We start from the raw sequence: 18,659 nt of genomic DNA, 5'->3' as shown, positions 1-18,659 counted from the left end.
CGTTCAGGGGCTTCTACGCTAGAGCCATGAGTAAGCCAGCCCCACCAACAGTGAATGCAATCACCCTCGGCGTGCGTGATGTCGGCGTTTCGCTCAAGTTCTACACCGAGGGCATCGGGTTCGAGTTGGTGCAACCGGCACATCCCGAGATCGCTTTTGTCCGCGCAGGACATGGACTGATGCTCGCGCTCTGGGACGTAGCCCAGATGCCCAGGGAGTATGGCGAGGTTGGCCATTCGAAACTCGCTCCCCCAATCTCGCTCGGACACAATGTGCGAAGCGATGAAGAAGTTGAAATCTACTACCGGCGAGCGCTGAATGCCGGTGCTAGTTCGGTTAATGAGCCGACGAAGCAGTCCTGGGGTGGGATGAGTGCGTGTGTGGCTGATCCTGACGGGTTTCGTTGGGATTTTGTGCATAACCCAACGTTTGTGATTGAAGCCGATGGTCGAGTCTCCTCGGTATAGCTAGGCTCCACGCTGATCGAGCCCTTCGGCGTTCATGCGCTTGGCGAGGTCTGCGATGCTTTCTCCCCCAGGGACTGCTTGTCCAAGTTTGGGTCTATAGGTGGGTTGTGGCCGGTTCGCGTCGTCCAGATATCCGGCGGTCGGCAGCAACTCTGGTTGGTGCAGGTCCCAAGCATGTAGCGCTTGTAACGAGATACCGCGTGGTCCGGTGCGCCGGGTTACCCCGTGAATGAGTAGCATCCGGGTGGAGAACAGTAGTGGCCCGGTTCGTTGCTGGGTGTCGTCAAAGAAGGTGGCGTCAATACAGCCACTGCCGTCGTCTAGGGAAATGAACACGACACGTTTGCCTCCGCGCATGGGCGGGGTCTGTGTAGCAATACGTACCCCCGCGACGAGGACCTCGGTGCCGTTGCGTAGGCGGAGTAGTTCGGCCGCTTGGGTGATGGGTAGATGTGCCAGCCGTTGACGGTATGAGGTGATTAGGTGTTCGCTCACGTCTAGGTGCAGTAGGTCTAGTTCCGTGCGCACTACTTCTTCGGCGCTTAGTTGCGCTCCGGTGACCTTGATCGGTTCGATCTCACCTAGGGGTAGGGCGAGCTGTCCAGGGCCGGGACGGTATTTGGCTGGTAAGTGGGTATGCGCCATCGATTGGGTATGGGCAATGGTGTCTGCTCTAGAGGTTCCGGTTAGCAATGAGTCGAAGACCCCTAGGGCCGCGAGGTTTTGGTAGCTGCGTCTGGAGAGACCAGCGCGTTGGCGGACATCCGCGAGGGATTCATAGGGCTGTCCGGCGACTAGACGGTTCACTTCGCGTTCGCTCAGCTGGTGAATGTCGCGGAAGGCGAGGCGGATGCCGTATTGGCCGGGGCGAATAGTTCCGGCGGCGCGTGGAATCACCGGTGCTGGGCGTATAGCTGATTCGAATACGCGTTCTACTCGGTAGTGCCCCGTGGAGCGGTTGATGTCTAAGCCAAGGATAGGAATGTTCATCCGTCTGGCTTCGGAGACCAGTAAGCGTTTGGGATACATTCCCGGGTCATGTTCCCAGATTCCTGCAAGGAATGCTTCCGGGTGATGGGCCTTGAGCCAGGCCGAATGATAGGTGGGTACGGCAAAGGCTGCCCCGTGGGCTTTGCAGAAGCCGAAGGAGCCGAAGCCGGAGAGCACTTCCCAGACCTTGTCGATAGTTTCTTGGCTATACCCCCGCGCGGTAGCACTGGTACGGAAGAAGCTGGCCAGGGCTTCTTCTTTCTCTGGGTTTCCTAGGTGGCGGCGGTACACATCTGCCATGCCAAGGCTGCAGCCTGTCATCACGTGAAGCATGCGTAGTACCTGCTCATGGAAGACGGTGACCCCGTGAGTTTCGGCGAGCGCAGGTTTCAGGTCTGGGTGCAGGTATTGTTCGGGCGCGAAGCCATGTCGGTGCTCTAGGTAGGGCTTGACCATATTGGATTGCATGGGTCCTGGACGGAAGAGTGAGATGTCGATAATGAGGTCGTTAAATTCGCGTGGTGCGAGTTTGCCGATGAGCTCGCGTTGCCCTGGAGATTCGATTTGGAAGCAGCCCAGGGTGTGAGTGGAGCGGATCAGCTCATAGGTGATCGCATCATCTAGTGGCACCTTAGAAAAATCGATATGTCCGTCTTCTTCGATGTACTGCGTATTCTGGTGTCCGCCGGCTCGTGCGACTCCTTGAGCGGTAGGGTGCAGGCGCTTGATTTCCTCTAGTGTGTAGGCGATCGCCGATTGCATACGTACCCCCAGCACATCGAGTTTGATTAGCCCCATGACATCCATGTCGTGCTTGTCGTACTGGCTCATCTGTAATCCGATGCCGGAGGGCTGGACAGGGGTACGGTCCAGCAGGCTCGCGTCGGAGAGGATCACTCCGCATGGGTGCATGGAGATATGTCGGGGTAACCGGTCTAGGCGTTCGGTCGCGTCAATGAGTACGTCTAGCTGCCCGTCTTGGGTAATGCGTTTGGCTAAGGGTGCGAGTTCTGGTTTCTGTTCTAAGGCTTCGCGGAAGGATGAGGCAGAGAAGCGCCAGAGCTGTTTGGCGATCTCGTCTACCTGCTCTTGTTCAATTCCGAGTGCTGCCCCGGCGTCGCGCACCGCCCCACGTGCGCGATAAGCATTTTGCATGCTCATTAGGCTCACTCGTTCTAAGCCGTAGGTGTCAAAGATCTTGTGGTAAATCTCGTGACGGCGTGCGGATTCCACGTCGATGTCGATGTCGGGCAAGGTGGTGCGGGTATCGGAGAGGAAGCGTTCGAAGACTAAGTCGTGTTGGAGCGGGTTGACTTGGCTGATGCCTAGCAGGAAGTTCACTAGCGAGGAGGCTCCGGAGCCTCGGGCGGCGACGCGTACTCCCATATCGGTAATCAGCTTCACGGTTTGTGCGACGGTCAGGAAGTAACCGGCGAAGCCCAGCCTGTCGATGACCCCAAGTTCTAGTGCGAGCTGTTTTTCAACTGCACTGTGATTGGCATCTGGCAACAGACGCGGAACGGCAGAGAAGACTCGTTCGGTCAGCTCCTGCTGGGCTGGGCGGTATAGGCCAATAACCTTAGCTTCGGGGATAACTGGTTGCTTCCAGCCTAAATCTGAGTGGGCGTCCAAGGCTGCCCAGTGGGCGAGCAGCTCGGTGTTGTGTAGGAGTTTGCGCGCCCATGAACGTGAGGTCACTCGGGAGAGGTCTTGGGCTAGTTGGTGCATTTGAGCCGAGGTTTTCAGCCACCCTTGCCCCGTAGGTTGTAGTTCCTCTAACGCTTTCAGGCTGTGTAGCACCCGCGCAGAATCCAAAATATCTGCGGTGACCGCCCCGTCAGGATCTGCATAACGTACCGCGTTACTCATCACCGGAGTAATGTTCAGCTCCGCGGCGAAGCGCAGTAATTTGCTGGCGAACCCTAGGCTGTAACGCTTACCTGGCTCGGAGAGGTGGGTGGTGATTTCCGCGCGCAGGGCAGATCCTGCAAGTTTTTTCCATCCTGCAAGCAAGTTTCTAGCGTGCTGGTGCTTGTGACGCTCGATAGCCCGGGACACGTCTGATTCGGCCCCAACCAAGAGCATGAGCTGGCCGCTCGCTAGCCGCGTTGCTAACTCTGTTCGACTCAGTCCAATGATTCCGCGCGGATTTTGGTGAGCGGCAGATACCGCACGGCACAGAGCCGCATACCCGTGACCCTGCGCATTTCCGCGTGCTAACAAGATGATGCGACCGTTTGGTTTTCCCGCATCATCAAGTACCGCTAGGTTGACTCCGAGGATTGGCCGGATCCCTTCGGCCAGGCAAGCACCAACATGTTTCACCGCGCCGAATAGGCCATCACGGTCGGTGAGCGCTAAAGCGTCTGCCCCTTGCGCACGAGCAGTCGCCGCTAGCTGGGAGGGGCTGGAGACCCCATAGTGTGCACTATAGGAGGAGGTGACGTTTAGGTGGGTGAAGCTCATGGTCGGGGTCCTTCGAAACTACGCGAAATACTATTAGAACAAAGTTTCGAAGATTAAGCACTTACCCCTACTCAAGCACCAATGGCCATTTCTTGATTAACGCGAATCAAGCGCCAGTGAGTTGATTGCGGATCAAAACTTACATCGATACTCTGCATAGGCCCACGGCTCATGGCGGGAGTGATTTCAAGTCGCCAAATTTCATAATCCACTAGTCCGGCGCCAATTCCACGAGGAATGCGCAGGTTTTCATCCCACCACTTGCGGCGCTCGAACCAGCGTTGCGGCTCAGCGACCAGTCGATAGTCGCACCCGTTCCACGAAACCCTCAATGGCACCCCGTTGGGTGCGCAGGAAACCTGGATTGATTCGGTAAACATGCCCACGCGTACCCCTCCATCTCACTAAAACCATTATATTCGAACACGTATTCGAACAACAGTTACGCTAGTCAGGCCGACGGACAGTTTAGGCTGAGGACGATATACCGGACTAACGCCCTTTGGCACGCTTCCAAAAACTCCCTCCGAAATCATTCGAACAAGCGATCTTGGGAGTAGGCCACGATGGATTCACCGTTCGTGAAGTCGCCAAACTCATAAATTTAAGCCCGGCCGAGTCACCCATTTAGAACGCCACCCCTTCGTAGCCAGCGGTGCAGAAATCAACATCGTCAATATGACCGGCAAGACTGGCCGCTACGTCATCAAGGGGCACTGCCGGTTGCCGTATGGTTACGAAGACTTCCAAAGAAACTCGCTCATATTCCACCCTGTAACTAGACGTAGCAAAGACTGCCGAGGAAGGCTGTGCTCACACATTGCTCGGAGGGAAACGAATATTGAGGAAACATGACAACAATTTGGACGACATCGCATATTTTGTCGAGTTGAATAGAGACCATGATCATCCAGTGGGTTATCACCGCGTTACTCCCTCTCACTCTCATCCTCTGCGCGCTCCTCGGCGGTTTTTATGCAGCGTTTTCCTTAGTGATCTTCCCTGCACTGACCGCGACGAAGGACTCTGATGCGAGCGATTTCATGGTCAAAGTCAATAAATACGCCGAACGAGCACCATTTTTGGGCCTGTTCTTTCTCGGGTTGCTCGGCAGCATCGGGTACCTCACACAGGCGATCACGCATGGTGCGACGGTCCATTACATTGGTGCGTCACTAGTATTGGGTGGCGGACTGCTGACGATTTGTGTCAATGTTCCACTGAACCGCGCCTTGGATCAGCAAAAAATATCTTGGAAGCATTATCGAGACCGTTGGATCCGCGCAAATAATTTACGTGCCATAGCCTCCTTAACCGGCGTAATTTTATTGCTCACCGACGTTTGAGCACGAAGTTCGAACCACCTGAGCCCTCAGAATTGATCTCAAGAAAAGGTGCCGGTCACACCCCTAAGTTGGCTCTGCGCGAAACTTCTTACGTCACGGTGGCCCTAATACTCGATTAGCACCGAGCACCCCGATAGCATCGAGACATACGTACAAATAAACTCAGGAGTAAATCCATGCCACATAAGGTCAAAGCCGTAATTTCCCGCGCCAAAGACGCACCGGTAGAGGTAGTGAACATTATCGTTCCCGATCCAGGCCCGGGAGAGGTTATCGTCGACGTACTAACCGCCGGTGTTTGCCACACCGACCTGCACTACAAGCTCGGCGGAATCGGCAACGACTACCCATACCTGTTGGGCCACGAGTCCACCGCGGTAGTCAGCCAGATCGGCGAGAACGTGACCAACGTAGCTGTGGGTGACCGAGTGATCCTGAACTGGCGTGCAGTGTGTGGCCAGTGCCGCGCTTGCGCTAAGGGTCAGGCTCAGTACTGCTTCAACACCGCTAACGCCACCCAGAAGATGACTTTGGAAGATGGCACCGAGCTTTCCCCTGCCTTGGGCATTGGATCCTTCGCAGAGAAGACCCTCGTAGCAGCCGGTCAGTGCACCAAGGTGGACGAGGATGCAGATGCTGCAGCAGTAGGCCTACTCGGCTGTGGTGTGATGGCAGGCATCGGTGCGGCGATCAACACCGGCGAAGTTAAGCGCGGAGAATCCGTGGCAGTTATTGGCTGTGGCGGCGTAGGCGTAGCAGCCATCGCCGGCGCCAAGCTGGCAGGTGCAACCACCATCATCGCCGTAGACCTAAACCCAACAAAGCTGGAGACCGCAAAGCAGCTGGGCGCTACTCACACCATCGATTCTTCGAAGAGTGATCCGGTCGAAGCCATCAAGGAACTCACCGGTGGCTTCGGCGCGGACGTTGTCATCGACGCGGTCGGCCGCCCAGAAACCTACAAGCAGGCTTTCTACGCTCGCGACCTTGCAGGCCGTGTAGTCCTAGTGGGTGTGCCAACCCCGGAGATGAAGCTAGAACTGCCGCTACTTGATGTCTTTGGACATGGCGGTTCGCTGAAGTCCTCGTGGTACGGCGACTGCCTACCAAGCCGCGACTTCCCAATGCTCGTCGAGCAGTACAAGCAGGGAAACCTCGACTTGGACGCATTTGTCACCGAGCGCATCAAGCTGGACGAAATCGAAGCAGCCTTCGACAAGATGCATGAAGGCACCGTACTGCGATCAGTAGTGGAGCTCTAATGACTGTGCAGATTGAAAACGTCGTCACCTCGGGGACTTTCTCCCTAGACGGTGGCACTTGGGATGTTGATAATAACGTCTGGGTCATCGGTGATGATTCCGAAGTTATGGTTATTGACCCGGCCCACGATGTGGCAAAAATCCTTGAGGTGGTAGGTGACCGCGAAGTGATGGCGGTACTGCTCACCCACGGGCATGATGATCACATTCGTGCGGCTGCTGAATTCTCTGACGAAGTCGAAGCACCGTTGTACCTGAACCCTGCCGACTCAATGCTCTGGGACGCCATCTACCCAGAGCGCAAGGTCGATGCAGAAATCAAGGAAGGCGACACCTTCACCATCGGTGACACTACCCTGACCGCAATCCACACCCCAGGGCACTCGCCAGGTTCCATCTGCTTCTATGCTCCGGACCTCGGCGTACTGTTCAGTGGCGATACGCTGTTCAACGGTGGCCCAGGTGCCACCGGGCGCAGCTACTCGAGCTTCGAGACAATCGTCGAGTCGATTCGGACCAAGCTACTGGTCTTGCCAGAAGCGACAGTGGTGAACACCGGTCACGGCGATGCGACCACTATTGGTGCCGAGGCACCTAATTTAGATGAATGGATCAAGCGCGGGCACTAACCCCGCGGTTGCTCTACTAACGGCCGGTTAACTCCTTGGGAGTAAACCGGCCGTTTTTATTTCCTCGCTCTCACCGCCAGCTACCTAATACGTGGCAAGATAGTTCCCATGTCAGAACGTATTGGTCAGCCTTCGCGAAGAATACTGCGCAGCGCTTTGGGCTTCGGAGTTTTATTATTGCTCGCAGGGATCTTGCTGGTGTGGTGGGATAGCAGGCAGATGGTCACGCTTTACGCTGGCTCTTACGTCTCACTACGTGAGGACACGTTCCATTTCGGACCCAGCCTCACCATGATCCTGGGTCAGCTGTTGATCGGGCTCGGAATCGCGGCCTGCGGTGTAGCCGCGGGTTTCAGCTACTCCAAGCGAGCACATATACGGCAGATTTCCACTGCGCTGATCATCGGGCTCGGCGTGCTGTTTTTGCTCCTCGGAATTGGCCTGCTGTGGTGGGATAGTTACCAGGTCAAGGAGTTCGGCTGGTTTGCTTACGCACCGTTGAGCAATGCGGAGCTTCGAGGAGAGCTGACGGCGAGCGCAGCCCCAATTTTTGGCAAGATCGCTTTGGGGCTCGGTTTTCTTGGCTTGGGTGTTGGCCGTGGCCTAGCCTGGGGCCGGCGTGAACAAACCGGCGAGCGCTTGGCTTAGAAGAGCGCGTTAGTGTGCTCTTCGATGAGTTCTGCTGAATTATTTCGCACGTTACCCACGGCCGAGTCGACCTCATACATGGTCCAGGTGGACGCCACGTCATAGGCTTGTGCGCGGACTTCTTCGATTAGCCCTTCGCCGTCTTGTTCCTCCGGGTTCAGCCAGCGGGTCATCATCTGGTGATCCAACGGTATGGGTAACCTGTCATGGAGTTCGGCAAGTTCACCTAATACACCGGGCTCTTCGGCGGAAGGTGACTCCATGGTGAGGATCGAGGTCGATAAGATCCAGTCGCCGTTCTCGTCTTTCCACCATTCGTAGAGGCCGGCGAAAAACATCAGCTTGTCATCTTCACGGTGAACGAAAAACGGCCGTTTTTTGCTGCCTTCCTTCTTCCACTCGTAGTACCCTTGCATAGGCACAGCCGCCCTGCGCTTTTTGACGGCCGCACGAAAAGTTGGTTTGCTGGCAGCAGTTTCACTGCGTGCGTTGAAGGCGCGTACACCCACCGATAGTTCTTTAGCCCATCCAGGCACTAGACCCCACCGTGCTACATGGATTTGGCGGTGTAGCTGGTCATCAATGAGCCTTTCGAGCACTATCGGCACATCTGTAGTCGGTGCGACATTCCATGAGTGGCGTAGCTGCAAATTGTCATCCGCTTCCGCTTCTGCCTCCGCGACCAGATCACCAATGGCTTTGGCCATCACATATCGTCCACACATGTTTTCACTTCCTGTCGCCCATGGTCGTTGGGCACCAGTGTAGTCCGCATGAGAGTTGTTGGCGCGTTCCTCGCTCAGCTAAGAAAATTCATCTGGCTTGCGCCGGGTAAAGCGGAACAAACAGCAAGTTCACATGGTTACATGAAGTATGAGCAACGAATTAAATCTTGAAAAGTATGTTCCTGCTGCTGGCGGGGTCACCATGTTTACCACTAGCTGGTGCGGTTACTGCCGTAACCTCAAGCGTCTGATGGATCAGAAGGGTGTGGCGTACACCGAGGTCAATATCGAAGAGGTTGAGGGCACCGCCGAGATCGTGGAATCCTTTAACGGCGGAAACCAGACCGTACCGACCCTGATTTTCCCAGATGGTACCTCAGCCACCAACCCACGAATCGAAGAAGTTGTCGAGCGCGTGGGCGCCTAACTTCCTAGCTACAGTCCGCACAAAATTTTGAAGCCTGATACCTTCCCTTCAAGGGGAGGTATCAGGCTTCTTTAAGTTCTGCGTGAGAAAGCTGTTAGGCGTCGATAAGTTCTGTATGTTCGCGATAGACCTCTAGCAACGCCAGAACGAAGTCTTCTACGGTAATGCCCGCAACCAAGTCATCGGCGGCACCAACGGTGGATGGATCCATGGGGATTTCCAAGGCCCGATAGACCGTGTCCAGTACCGAACGCAGCGGGGCGGAGTCTTCAATGACAAACACGCTGCTAAATAGCCAGGCACCGGAGATCACGCGTTGAGCGGTGCCGATAAGTTTGACTGCGGAATTGGCACGCGAGCGGTCTGTAGGGATCCCATGTACTGAGTAGTCCCCCGGGCAGTATTCACCATCGATCGGGCCCACATGGGCATCGACGTTCAACTTTCGAAAAGCTCGCGCATAAAGATCTGCGAATACTTTAAAACGCTGTTGCTGCCCAATAATCGCTTCGGAATGTGGTTCGATATGATCCACGATCAATGTGCCTCGGTGGTAGGCAGCTGCACGTCCCCCGGCCTTGCGTACCAGTGGAGCATAGCCAGCTGTCTGGGCTGCTTGGGCTGCACGTTCAAATCCCGGCAGCCGGATATCACGCTGTCCAAAGGCTAGCGTTGGATCGGGTCGATAAAACCGTAATAGCGCGCCCCTACTACCGGCCTGAACTTCACGCAGTAGTTGTACACCACGTTCCAAGTCAGCTTCGGGATCCCCACTAGCATCCTCAAACTGATAGGACAGCGGCGCGCTCGATTCGGGATTCCAAAGGGTCATGTTCCGAGTCTAATTCAGTTCGCTACACATGCCCGTCCACCGCGGCTTAACTCGACCCGTGAGAGCCGTGACGTCAATCGCCCGATTCGAATTACCCAAGGTTCTGCGTGATAATAATCTGGTGCCTCTTTCTTCCACTCCTGTGATCCTTCTCGGCGGGCCTTCCGGCTCGGGTAAGTCATACCTTGCCAACCGGTTTGGCAATCCGCATCTTCCCTTGGATGAGTTCTATCGACAGATCAGCGAGGATGGGCACCCGGAAGAATTCCCGCGCACCGGGTATGGCGAAATTGATTGGGATCATCCCGACACCTGGAATATGCAGGCAGCACTGAACGCGGTGGGCGAACTCTTAGCTCAAGGCCACACCATGGTGCCGAACTACTCGATCGCTACCTCCAGCTACACCGGACACCGTGAAGTGCACGGAACCGGCGGCCCGATTATCGCCGAGGGGATATTCCTGTCCGAGGTACTGGAACCGTTGCGAGCCAAGGGCATCAATGTTCAGGCGTACTACGTAGATGAGCCAGCGCTCTTGACCTCAGTCCGGCGTTTTATCCGAGATGTTTCCCAGCGTCGCAAGCCGGTCCTGTTTTTAATCAAGCGCGGCTACGCCCTATTTAGGGCGCACGGAGCGGATCGTGAAACTTACCGCGCTAAGGGCTTCACCATCATGCCAAAAGCACAGTTAAAGAAGCTCTTAGCGCAGCTCGCTGAAACCTCACACTAGAGCTGGCGAACAGTCAGAATCTGCTCGGCGCGGCCAAAAGGTCCCGAAGCGTCGTGTAACACGGTGGAGGTTAGCCCAATGCCGTCGGTCCCGTAGCTTTGTTGCACTTCCAGCCCCAACCATTGGCCTTCAGGTTCCCTGTACATGTGGATCTGTAGATCCAAATTGGGGAACATCCAGTTTCCGTTTCCAGGCTCAGCGCGTGGCGCCACGCCATTGGCGGTATCTACTAAACCAATCAGGCTGGATAAGCGCGACGCTTGCACGCTGTCGACCAATGCATACGGGGTACGTAGCCAGGCGATCCCTTTACCGGGGCGGTGTCCTGGTGCGGCACGCATTTCAATGGAACGAATATAGCCACCGGGCCACTGTGCAGAGAGGTCCTGCACTTCACTTTCCTCAGGTCCTACAACTGTCGCATCTTCGATTCCCGCGACAGCGGTGGAGTCAGCTGTGATGACGCGCCAAGCTCGAGCGACGATGCTGGTGCGCCCCTTAGCGGTCATCTCCGCTTCGATCAGTTCAATGGTGCGTCCTGGCCTGATCATCCGAGTCGTGATTTCAAATTCACCTGCGTGAATCAACCCATGAATTTCAAAACTCAGCCGGGCGATACGCATGTCATCTCGAGGTTGGAAGTTTTCTAAAGCATGGGTCAGGATTCCCGAGGCAGGGGCCATATGCTGCTCGTGTGCGTTCCACGCGCCTTGTGTATGCCACGACGAGCGATAACGGCCTTCTCCTAGCGTTTCAAAGTAGAAGTCGCCGTTGGCGAGGATCTTATCCAGTTCCTCTTCGAGCTGGTGTGTCATGAATCAATCTCCCGATCTACAAACTTATGGGTCCTAGCTCACAGCCTAACCAAACTTGGACAGAGAAGTGGCCTAGCTTTCTCGCCCGTCGTCGTGGTGTGCTCTAGTCCCGGCACTATCCATCATGCTCAGCACCTCGGCGACACCCCCGATAGCGCGAATGACGTGCGGAGTCATGGTGTCAAATTGTGCCGCCTGCCCGGACCTCACATGGAAGACCCGATCCCCCAAGGTGAGCTGAATTTCGCCTGACAGTACCGTGAACCATTCCTTGCCCGGGTGCACTCGCGCTTCAGTTGGTGCGATATGTTGCTCCGGATCGAAACGGATCTTCGTGACCACCACCCCGTTAACGGCGTCGTCATCAGAAAGCTTCCACATCGTCATACCTGGAACCGCGATGGGCTCAGGACCAATAATTACGCCTTTCCCATCGGCTGGGGCTACCAATTCGTCCAAGGTTGTGCCCAATGATTTAGCAATAGGAACTAATTGGTCTAGGGCTATGCGTCTGTTCCCAGTTTCGATCCGGCTGAGCGTTGAGACGCTGAGACCTGCCCTTTTGGCCAGCGAGTCCAAAGACCAGCCATTGCTTTGCCGCAACGCGCGTATGCGTTGTCGAATTACCGAGTCTAAATCCAATTCTTGCGTCATACGCAAAAAGATACACGATCCATGCAAGAAGTCGATAGTTTGGATCTTGAAGAAGTAATCACAACGCAAGGAGAGCACCATGGAAAATTTTGACGTAGTCATCATCGGCGGCGGCAGCGCAGGTCTGGCAGCTTCCATAGCATTGGGCCGCTCACGGCGAAAAGTGCTCGTGGTTGATGAAGGTAATCCACGCAACGCCGTTTCAGCACATGCTCACAACGTTCTTGGACACGAGGGAATTAGCCCGCAAGACTTGATCGCCCTGGGGCGCGCCGAGGCTGTTAGCTACGGTGTCGAATTCGTTTCTGCGCACATCGAATCGGTTCAAGGCTCGCTTGACGAGGGATTCAAGATATCTACTCACTCTTCACAGTGGACCGCCCGACGCATCGTTTTGGCAACAGGCGCACGCGATATCTTGCCCGAGATTCCCGGACTTCAACAAGCATGGGGCGTCTCCGCGCTACATTGCCCCTACTGTCACGGGTGGGAAGTGCGCGATCAGCAAATTGCAATCCTTGGAGTTAGCGAAATGAGCACCCATCAGGCTCTGCTTTTCAGTCAACTCAGCGACAAAGTCACCTTCGTCAACCACGCTTCAGAAAAACTCAGTACTGAAAATCGTGAGCTACTAAACGCTCTCGAAGTGGAGGTGATTGATTCCCCAGTGACCAGGCTAGCGGTCAATGATAGTGGCCAGGTCAGCTCACTGAGCTTGGAAAATGGTACGGAGTTGGAAGTTCAAGCGGTAGTAGTAGCTAGCCAAGTCACTGCGAACGCCTCAATGTATTTGGAGCTGGGTGGCGAACTCAGCGAAAACCCTATGGGCACGTTCATTTCAGCCGAACAGACGGGAGCCGCTGGAATCCCAGGAGTCTATGCTGCAGGAAACGTAGCTAGTATCGGCGCGATGGTTGGCGCATCAGCTGCTGCCGGCACCATGTCCGGTGCGTTCATTAATGCTGAGTTAGCCATGGAAACAGCGAAGAAAAAAATGGCACAAAATGAGGTACAGGCTTGAACTCTCCCCTAGGGACAGACCATACGATAACCATATGGAATACAGCATTGGGGAATTTGCCACGTTAATGAACGTGACGGTGAAGGCGCTTCACCACTATGAAAAAATTGAGCTACTCAAACCAGTTCGGGTTGATCGGCTCACCGGATACCGCAAATATAGTTCGGCCCAGTTTGGAACGGTGATGCTGATTCGTCAGTATCGCGCTCTGGGACTCACTCTGGCAGGCATTAAACGTGTCATTGTTGATGACGTCGATGATGACACTTATGAGGCCATCCTGAGAAATAGTCAGCGTGTCTTAGCCAGTCGCATTTTCAAGGACTTAGAAACCTATAGAGCGCTTGCCGCGCAACTCGAGGAGCCTGACGAACTCTCAAAATTTGCAGAAATGCACAAACAAATAACCTCGGTTAGTTATGATCTAGCGCCACCTCCATCACTCATGAACGGCATGTTGCTACCGCCACCAGGAATTGAGAGCTTTGCTTCAGAGCATGGACCCGCGCGCAATTTACTGAGCATTTCAACCCCTCTCGCGTCAAGAAGCTCCGCCAACCTCAAGCAAGCAACCCAGCGACTTGAGAAGAGACTTCTTTCAGAAGCACTTAGCGAAGAGTTGATGCAACAGGTTTGGTACTGGGTTGAGACCACCGAAGATCCGGACGAGGCCCCCTTCTTAATGCATGCAGGACTAGAAGAGAGCGAAAACTTACCGGCTATTCCTGGATCCGTGAAAAATAATTTTGGAAACATTGAGATTGGTTTTGCCGTACCCGAATTCTCAGCTTTCGGCACTTCCGACTGGACCCAAATGGTCCAGCATGTTCATCATGAAATGTATGAACAAGGTGCCCTGCCCAGTGGACCTTTCTTTGTGCGGCACGGGCAAAACGAGCGGTATGGCGGTGATTTTATTGCTTACCAGGGCGGCGTGATTGATGAATCCATCCTTCGAATTGAGGACGATGAGGACGACTTAGAGAAAACCACCAATCCGTTCGCGCACTGGCACTCGCATCTATAGATTTTGGTGTCTTTTTTACCGCCGGGCTCTGCCTGAGAGACCGGCGGTAGGCAAAGCAGTAAAAATGATGGTACGCTTATTTTGTTACCTCGACGCTTGCAGGTGTGAGTCATCCGCCAGCAAACGTTAGCAGTTAGATTTGTGGCAAGACAAGCAAATCGTCTGTGCAGCAAATCGGTTCAATGATTCTTCGGAATTAGCGAACTCCTATCGAAACGAATTTTCATCTTCTCTTCTTCACCGCTTACAGCTCGTCCAGACGCTTCTCAGCGTTTCCACGATGCGGCTTCCAAATTCTACTCCACTGACTCTGGCATTTCCACAGTCATGTCTATGGACCGCAAGGACATCTAGCGTGCGTAGCGACCTCCGTTTTGGCCGGTATCGGCAAAATCAGCATTCGATAGCTGATACCGACGGCATGGAATTCGCCAAATATAGTACTGCTCGAGGTAACCACTAATTTTCCGTTTCGGATTTCGACTCGGCAACAAGGTCACGTAGTGGCCAATGAATAAATAAGGAAATAACAACATGGCTACTGGCACTGTTAAATGGTTCAACGCTGAAAAGGGCTTCGGCTTCATCGCTCCTTCTGATGGATCGGCAGATGTGTTCGCACACTACTCCGCAATCCAGAGCTTCGGTTTCCGTAGCCTCGAAGAGGGCCAGAACGTAGAATACACCTTGGAAGCCGGTCCAAAGGGCCCACAGGCAACCAACATCCAGGCTCGCTAAGCTTTAGCACTGCCAAACTTCTGGTGCAATACCGTCCGATTCGGATGGTATTGCACCATTGGTGTTTAACCCCCACTTTACTTTTTTATTATCCTGCTCCGCGCCGCTGCCGGCGGTCGTTCCTGCAGAATACCTACCCCAAGTAGCCTGGCCGGAATCGAAGTTAGACTAGGAAACGCTTTCAAGAATTTTGCCACGGGTACAGGCATAGCAACTTCTTGATTGCTTTTCATCAGGCGTTCCAAGCCCAAATGCATCAGCCGCTGAGTACTCTGAACCAACAACGTAGGGATAATTCGGCGGTTCTGTACGGCGGCCACGTCGCGATCCGAAATAGTCCCTGATTTTAGTGGCCCTGCGAGAATGCGGGCGGTCGCCACCGCATCTTGAACCGCGAGATTTACACCGACTCCCCCTACTGGACTCATAGCATGAGCAGAATCGCCGATACACAGCAGTCCTCGGCGCCACCAACGTATTGCCTGGTTGACTTTTATATCCAGCAGTTTTGCATCCTCCAGCTTTAATCCTGAGACACCATCGTGTAACTCAGGGGCTGCAGCGACAATCGCCTGATGCCAAACTTCGGCACCCATAGCACGCAACTGTGCGTCCGCGCCCTTGGATAGAAGCATTGCGGTTTGGACATAACCGTTACGCGGAATAAGAACGAATGCACGATTTTTCGCAAACGCTGGCGCAAGCACGTTTTCAACCTTCAGCTGGCCCGGAACTTTGAACCACCAAACGTCTAGTGGCACACGAAACGCTTTCATGGATATCCCTGCAACTTCGCGAACTTTCGACCAGCGGCCATCAGCAGCGATCGTCAGCAATGCTCGCATCTGCCCTTTACCCTCGGGCCCGGAATAGCGAACCCCAACGACACGATCACCCTCAATGAGTAAATCAGTCACCTCGCAGTTCATGCGAAGTTCAAAGCAGTCTTCGTTGGCACCAGCGCGCGCTAAGAGGTCTAGGAAATCCCATTGCGGCGCCATAGCAATATAAGGATAGGGGTGCTTGAGCCTGGACAGATCTACCACGGTGCTCAGTGTTCCGTCTTTGCAAGGGAATTCAGCATGTGTCACTTTGGAGTAGTTTATTTTTTCAAATTCACCCATCAGTCCCAGTTCATCTAATAACTGAAGCGTTGATGGATGAATGGTATCTCCGCGGAAATCTCGGAGGAAATCGCCGTGCTTCTCAAAAACAGTCACAGGGATTCCGCACCGTGCCAGAAGCAAACCGGCCACCATGCCTGCAGGGCCGCCACCAACGATGATGCATCGAGTCGATGAGTCCATAATTACCATTCCTTAGGAAGCTTCTAGCTACTTTCAGCTTGGCACTATTTCTCAGGCGCGGATAGTCTCAGTTTTGGTTGCCCGCAAATTGAGCCCAATCATAATTATTGCGAGAGCCAATAAGGCCACCGCCAAGCCTTTAAAGTCGACAGCAGCGAGAATTGGGCCAGCGCTAAGCCCACCAATGACCCCAGCTAAACTCATGCATAAATCGGAAGTTCCCTGTAGTTGTGGCCGCTCGGAGACTTCGACTGCTCCGGAAATCATGGTGGAACCGGCCACCGTTGACGCTGACCACCCGAGGCCCAAACAAAGCAGTGCGATGGTTGTCATCGTATGGTCTGATGGATTGACCCAAACTAAAAGACTCGCCGAGATCAGCAACGCTTGCCCGAGAAGAATGATCGGTCGGGCACCGAATTTATCGGTAAGCCAACCAAATACTGGAGATAAAGCGTACATTCCGGCCACATGCATAGAAATGGTAAACCCGATGAGGGTTAGTTCTGCTCCGTGGTGTTGCATGTGAATCGGGGTCATCGACATCATTGCGACCATATACATATGGGATAGCGCAACGGTCAACACCGCACGCCTGGCCATAGGTGTGTTGCGCAAAATATTCCAACCTCGGCGACGAAGCTGGCCAGCTTTTACATGAGCGGATGCCCGATATTGCGCCACACGTAATGGGTCAGGACGTAAGCCAAAGAAATAAACTAGAGCCCCAGCTAACTGAGCTACCATCGCTATAAGAAAGCCACCGGTAAAGACTGGAAGATCGAGGTATTGGGCAACAACTTCGCCTGGTTCAAAGAGGTTTGGCCCGATCACTGCACCAATGGTTGTTGACCAGACGACCACCGAAAGGTCTCGGCCTCGAGTGGTTTTGCTGGATAGATCGGTGGCCGCGAAACGTGACTGGAGGTTCATCGCCGACCCAGTGCCAAGTACTAACATTCCAAGCATCAGCAATGGCCAAAAGCTCAATATCGCTGCGGAAATAATCACCACAATGCCGCTGGCGGCCAATATTGCACCGCTAGAAAGTGAAACCCGGCGACCATGCTTCTGAGCCATTAAAGCTAACGGAATGGCCATGACTGCCGCACCAAGCGTATTCATGGTGGCAGCCATTCCTGCCAAGGAGTCTAAACCTGAGATGCTGACGATAAGTAATGAGCCGAGAGTTAGTGTGGCACCGCTACCCAATCCACCGAGGATCTGTCCGGCAGCAAGCACCGAAATTGACTTGCGCCGAATACGTTGGACTTGTTCTTCGCCCAATGCGCTGAAGTCATTCTTCGATGACTGAAGTTGCACTTTCATCCCCGCGATCATTGCCTATTAGTAGCAGTACTTTTTCAAGTATCGTCGATCCGTCGCCAATCAGGCGACACCCATTGCCTTGACACTCTAAGTTGGCGCAAGTTTACAGCGGATAATCCTCGGCAAAGACTATGAAGGCCAGATCATGCTAGAGCGATTAGCCAATAACACAGGTAAAGGCTCGGATCCCCACGCATTTTCGCGGGGATCCGAGCCTCATCAAGTCTTTTCAGCTAGACGATTAGGAGAATTTCCTAGAAGTCCCAGTCCTCATCTTCGGTGTTTACTGCCTTACCGATAACGTATGAGGAGCCGGAGCCGGAGAAGAAGTCATGGTTCTCGTCGGCGTTCGGGCTCAACGCAGCCAAAATCGCTGGCGATACGTCGGTCACGGTAGCCGGGAACATTGCCTCGTAGCCCAGGTTCATCAGGGCTTTGTTAGCGTTGTAGTGCAAGAACTTCTTGACGTCCTCGGACAGACCAACCGGATCATAAAGATCATGGGTGTACTGAACTTCGTTTTCATACAGCTCGTACATGAGCTCGAAGGTGTAATCCTTCAGCTCCTGCTTGCGTTCTTCGCTGGCTCCTTCAAGTCCCTTCTGGAACTTGTAGCCGATGTAGTAACCGTGAACGGCTTCATCGCGAATGATCAGACGGATCAGATCCGCGGTGTTGGTCAGCTTCGCGTGTGAGGACCAGTGCATCGGCAGGTAGAAGCCGGAGTAGAACAAGAAAGATTCGAGCAGGGTCGAAGCAATCTTGCGCTTGAGTGGATCTTCGCCGTGGTAGTAGCTCTCAATGATCTGAGCCTTCTTCTGCAGGTTCACGTTCTCCGTGGACCAGCGGAAAGCTTCATCGATTTCCTTGGTGGAAGCCAAGGTGGAGAAGATCGAAGAGTAGCTCTTTGCGTGCACCGATTCCATGAAGGCGATGTTGGTGTACACGGCTTCTTCGTGAGGGGTTAGTGCATCCGGGATCAGCGATACAGCGCCGACGGTACCCTGCAGGGTGTCAAGCAAAGTCAGACCGGTGAAAACGCGCATGGTGAGCAGCTTCTCGGCCTCGGTCAGAGTCCCCCAAGACGGAATGTCGTTGGACAGCGGGATCTTCTCCGGTAGCCAGAAGTTGTTAACGAGACGGTTCCAAACCTCTACGTCTTTATCATCCTGGATGCGGTTCCAGTTGATTGCTTCAACCTTGTTGGCGAGCTTAATCTTCTCGGTCATTGCCCCTCATCGAA

The 18,659-nt window shown here is 54.2% G+C and carries 19 protein-coding genes; 10 read left to right on the top strand and 9 right to left on the bottom strand.

Translation table 11 applies throughout. From position 1 onward, the window contains the following. The first annotated feature begins 26 nt into the window (after positions 1–26). On the top strand, positions 27–467 hold the full coding sequence (locus CQ011_RS01535; RefSeq protein ID WP_105673990.1) for a VOC family protein: 441 nt from the start codon (positions 27–29) through the stop codon (positions 465–467). Here the strand turns inward: CQ011_RS01535 and CQ011_RS01530 are convergent, their stop codons facing one another. Next, a complete protein-coding gene (locus CQ011_RS01530; protein ID WP_105673988.1) occupies positions 468–3,923 on the bottom strand; it encodes a DNA polymerase III subunit alpha in 3,456 nt (1,151 codons plus the stop codon). A 71-nt stretch (positions 3,924–3,994) separates the two neighbouring features. Next, positions 3,995–4,303 (bottom strand): DUF6504 family protein, encoded by a 309-nt coding sequence (locus tag CQ011_RS01525; protein WP_286161043.1) that lies wholly within the window; start codon positions 4,301–4,303, stop codon positions 3,995–3,997. Positions 4,304–4,825: 522 nt separating this feature from the next. On the opposite strand from CQ011_RS01525, the gene CQ011_RS01520 reads away from it, so the two are divergent. From CQ011_RS01520 to CQ011_RS01505, 4 genes are all read left to right on the top strand, one after another. Next, on the top strand, positions 4,826–5,269 hold the full coding sequence (locus CQ011_RS01520) for an anthrone oxygenase family protein (protein ID WP_105673984.1): 444 nt from the start codon (positions 4,826–4,828) through the stop codon (positions 5,267–5,269). A 176-nt stretch (positions 5,270–5,445) separates the two neighbouring features. Beyond that, a complete protein-coding gene (locus CQ011_RS01515; RefSeq protein WP_105673982.1) occupies positions 5,446–6,531 on the top strand; it encodes an S-(hydroxymethyl)mycothiol dehydrogenase in 1,086 nt (361 codons plus the stop codon). Continuing rightward, positions 6,531–7,160: an MBL fold metallo-hydrolase gene (locus tag CQ011_RS01510; protein WP_181147949.1), complete on the top strand. Its 630-nt coding sequence runs from the start codon at positions 6,531–6,533 to the stop codon at positions 7,158–7,160. The genes CQ011_RS01515 and CQ011_RS01510 overlap by 1 nt, the downstream gene beginning before the upstream one ends. Positions 7,161–7,268: 108 nt before the next feature. Continuing rightward, positions 7,269–7,808 (top strand): hypothetical protein, encoded by a 540-nt coding sequence (locus CQ011_RS01505; protein WP_105673978.1) that lies wholly within the window; start codon positions 7,269–7,271, stop codon positions 7,806–7,808. Here CQ011_RS01505 and CQ011_RS01500 read toward each other — a convergent pair. Then, positions 7,805–8,533 carry an SOS response-associated peptidase gene (locus CQ011_RS01500; RefSeq protein ID WP_105673976.1) on the bottom strand — a complete coding sequence of 243 codons (729 nt, stop codon included), beginning with the start codon at positions 8,531–8,533 and terminating at the stop codon, positions 7,805–7,807. The two genes, CQ011_RS01505 and CQ011_RS01500, sit on opposite strands and share 4 nt — an antisense overlap. Before the next feature lie 148 nt (positions 8,534–8,681). On the opposite strand from CQ011_RS01500, the gene CQ011_RS01495 reads away from it, so the two are divergent. Then, positions 8,682–8,960, top strand: a complete 279-nt coding sequence (locus CQ011_RS01495; RefSeq protein ID WP_105673974.1) for a glutaredoxin domain-containing protein — start codon at positions 8,682–8,684, stop codon at positions 8,958–8,960. Between the two features lie 94 nt (positions 8,961–9,054). On the opposite strand, the gene CQ011_RS01490 is transcribed toward CQ011_RS01495, so the two are convergent. Continuing rightward, a complete protein-coding gene (locus tag CQ011_RS01490) occupies positions 9,055–9,792 on the bottom strand; it encodes a lipoate--protein ligase family protein (RefSeq protein ID WP_286161042.1) in 738 nt (245 codons plus the stop codon). Between the two features lie 121 nt (positions 9,793–9,913). Here CQ011_RS01490 and CQ011_RS01485 point away from each other — a divergent pair, with 121 nt between their 5' ends. After that, positions 9,914–10,525, top strand: a complete 612-nt coding sequence (locus CQ011_RS01485) for a uridine kinase family protein (protein WP_105674962.1) — start codon at positions 9,914–9,916, stop codon at positions 10,523–10,525. Here the strand turns inward: CQ011_RS01485 and CQ011_RS01480 are convergent. Next, entirely contained in the window at positions 10,522–11,340 is an 819-nt protein-coding gene (locus tag CQ011_RS01480; RefSeq protein WP_105673972.1) for a thioesterase family protein, read from the bottom strand. The two genes, CQ011_RS01485 and CQ011_RS01480, sit on opposite strands and share 4 nt — an antisense overlap. A gap of 72 nt (positions 11,341–11,412) precedes the next feature. Beyond that, the gene (locus CQ011_RS01475) at positions 11,413–11,994 is read right to left on the bottom strand and encodes a helix-turn-helix domain-containing protein (RefSeq protein WP_105674960.1); all 582 of its coding nucleotides are present in this window, start codon (positions 11,992–11,994) and stop codon (positions 11,413–11,415) included. A gap of 79 nt (positions 11,995–12,073) precedes the next feature. Between CQ011_RS01475 and CQ011_RS01470 the strand changes: the two genes are divergently transcribed. The 3 genes from CQ011_RS01470 to CQ011_RS01460 all read left to right on the top strand — a co-directional run bounded on the left by CQ011_RS01470 (position 12,074) and on the right by CQ011_RS01460 (position 14,780). Further along, positions 12,074–13,015, top strand: a complete 942-nt coding sequence (locus CQ011_RS01470; RefSeq protein WP_105673969.1) for an NAD(P)/FAD-dependent oxidoreductase — start codon at positions 12,074–12,076, stop codon at positions 13,013–13,015. 34 nt (positions 13,016–13,049) lie between these two features. After that, a complete protein-coding gene (locus tag CQ011_RS01465) occupies positions 13,050–14,042 on the top strand; it encodes a MerR family transcriptional regulator (protein WP_181147948.1) in 993 nt (330 codons plus the stop codon). Between the two features lie 534 nt (positions 14,043–14,576). Continuing rightward, entirely contained in the window at positions 14,577–14,780 is a 204-nt protein-coding gene (locus CQ011_RS01460) for a cold-shock protein (RefSeq protein ID WP_096254701.1), read from the top strand. 77 nt (positions 14,781–14,857) lie between these two features. Here the strand turns inward: CQ011_RS01460 and CQ011_RS01455 are convergent, their stop codons facing one another. The 3 genes from CQ011_RS01455 to nrdF form a co-directional block, all read right to left on the bottom strand. Further along, positions 14,858–16,087: an FAD-dependent oxidoreductase gene (locus tag CQ011_RS01455; protein ID WP_105673965.1), complete on the bottom strand. Its 1,230-nt coding sequence runs from the start codon at positions 16,085–16,087 to the stop codon at positions 14,858–14,860. Positions 16,088–16,138: 51 nt separating this feature from the next. Next, positions 16,139–17,416, bottom strand: coding sequence for an MFS transporter (locus tag CQ011_RS01450; protein ID WP_181147947.1), 1,278 nt, complete (start codon positions 17,414–17,416; stop codon positions 16,139–16,141). Positions 17,417–17,670: 254 nt separating this feature from the next. Then, on the bottom strand, positions 17,671–18,645 hold the full coding sequence (nrdF, locus tag CQ011_RS01445; RefSeq protein ID WP_096254699.1) for a class 1b ribonucleoside-diphosphate reductase subunit beta: 975 nt from the start codon (positions 18,643–18,645) through the stop codon (positions 17,671–17,673). Positions 18,646–18,659: the final 14 nt, after the last annotated feature.

The organism is Arthrobacter sp. MYb213 (genome assembly GCF_002979915.1).
Taxonomy (GTDB): Bacteria; Actinomycetota; Actinomycetes; order Actinomycetales; family Micrococcaceae; genus Glutamicibacter.
The sequence above is the reverse complement of the archived record's forward strand: the minus strand, read 5'-3'. Positions and strand labels throughout refer to the sequence as shown.

What these genes read in the sequence shown, in the direction of transcription:
- CQ011_RS01535 (WP_105673990.1), top strand. Translation starts at nt 27, where the DNA reads ATGAGTAAGCCAGCCCCACCAACAGTGAATGCAATCACCCTCGGCGTG.
- CQ011_RS01530 (WP_105673988.1), bottom strand. Translation starts at nt 3,923, where the DNA reads ATGAGCTTCACCCACCTAAACGTCACCTCCTCCTATAGTGCACACTAT.
- CQ011_RS01525 (WP_286161043.1), bottom strand. Translation starts at nt 4,303, where the DNA reads ATGTTTACCGAATCAATCCAGGTTTCCTGCGCACCCAACGGGGTGCCA.
- CQ011_RS01520 (WP_105673984.1), top strand. Translation starts at nt 4,826, where the DNA reads ATGATCATCCAGTGGGTTATCACCGCGTTACTCCCTCTCACTCTCATC.
- CQ011_RS01515 (WP_105673982.1), top strand. Translation starts at nt 5,446, where the DNA reads ATGCCACATAAGGTCAAAGCCGTAATTTCCCGCGCCAAAGACGCACCG.
- CQ011_RS01510 (WP_181147949.1), top strand. Translation starts at nt 6,531, where the DNA reads ATGACTGTGCAGATTGAAAACGTCGTCACCTCGGGGACTTTCTCCCTA.
- CQ011_RS01505 (WP_105673978.1), top strand. Translation starts at nt 7,269, where the DNA reads ATGTCAGAACGTATTGGTCAGCCTTCGCGAAGAATACTGCGCAGCGCT.
- CQ011_RS01500 (WP_105673976.1), bottom strand. Translation starts at nt 8,533, where the DNA reads ATGTGTGGACGATATGTGATGGCCAAAGCCATTGGTGATCTGGTCGCG.
- CQ011_RS01495 (WP_105673974.1), top strand. Translation starts at nt 8,682, where the DNA reads ATGAGCAACGAATTAAATCTTGAAAAGTATGTTCCTGCTGCTGGCGGG.
- CQ011_RS01490 (WP_286161042.1), bottom strand. Translation starts at nt 9,792, where the DNA reads ATGACCCTTTGGAATCCCGAATCGAGCGCGCCGCTGTCCTATCAGTTT.
- CQ011_RS01480 (WP_105673972.1), bottom strand. Translation starts at nt 11,340, where the DNA reads ATGACACACCAGCTCGAAGAGGAACTGGATAAGATCCTCGCCAACGGC.
- CQ011_RS01475 (WP_105674960.1), bottom strand. Translation starts at nt 11,994, where the DNA reads ATGACGCAAGAATTGGATTTAGACTCGGTAATTCGACAACGCATACGC.
- CQ011_RS01470 (WP_105673969.1), top strand. Translation starts at nt 12,074, where the DNA reads ATGGAAAATTTTGACGTAGTCATCATCGGCGGCGGCAGCGCAGGTCTG.
- CQ011_RS01465 (WP_181147948.1), top strand. Translation starts at nt 13,050, where the DNA reads ATGGAATACAGCATTGGGGAATTTGCCACGTTAATGAACGTGACGGTG.
- CQ011_RS01460 (WP_096254701.1), top strand. Translation starts at nt 14,577, where the DNA reads ATGGCTACTGGCACTGTTAAATGGTTCAACGCTGAAAAGGGCTTCGGC.
- CQ011_RS01455 (WP_105673965.1), bottom strand. Translation starts at nt 16,087, where the DNA reads ATGGACTCATCGACTCGATGCATCATCGTTGGTGGCGGCCCTGCAGGC.
- CQ011_RS01450 (WP_181147947.1), bottom strand. Translation starts at nt 17,416, where the DNA reads ATGAAAGTGCAACTTCAGTCATCGAAGAATGACTTCAGCGCATTGGGC.
- nrdF (WP_096254699.1), bottom strand. Translation starts at nt 18,645, where the DNA reads ATGACCGAGAAGATTAAGCTCGCCAACAAGGTTGAAGCAATCAACTGG.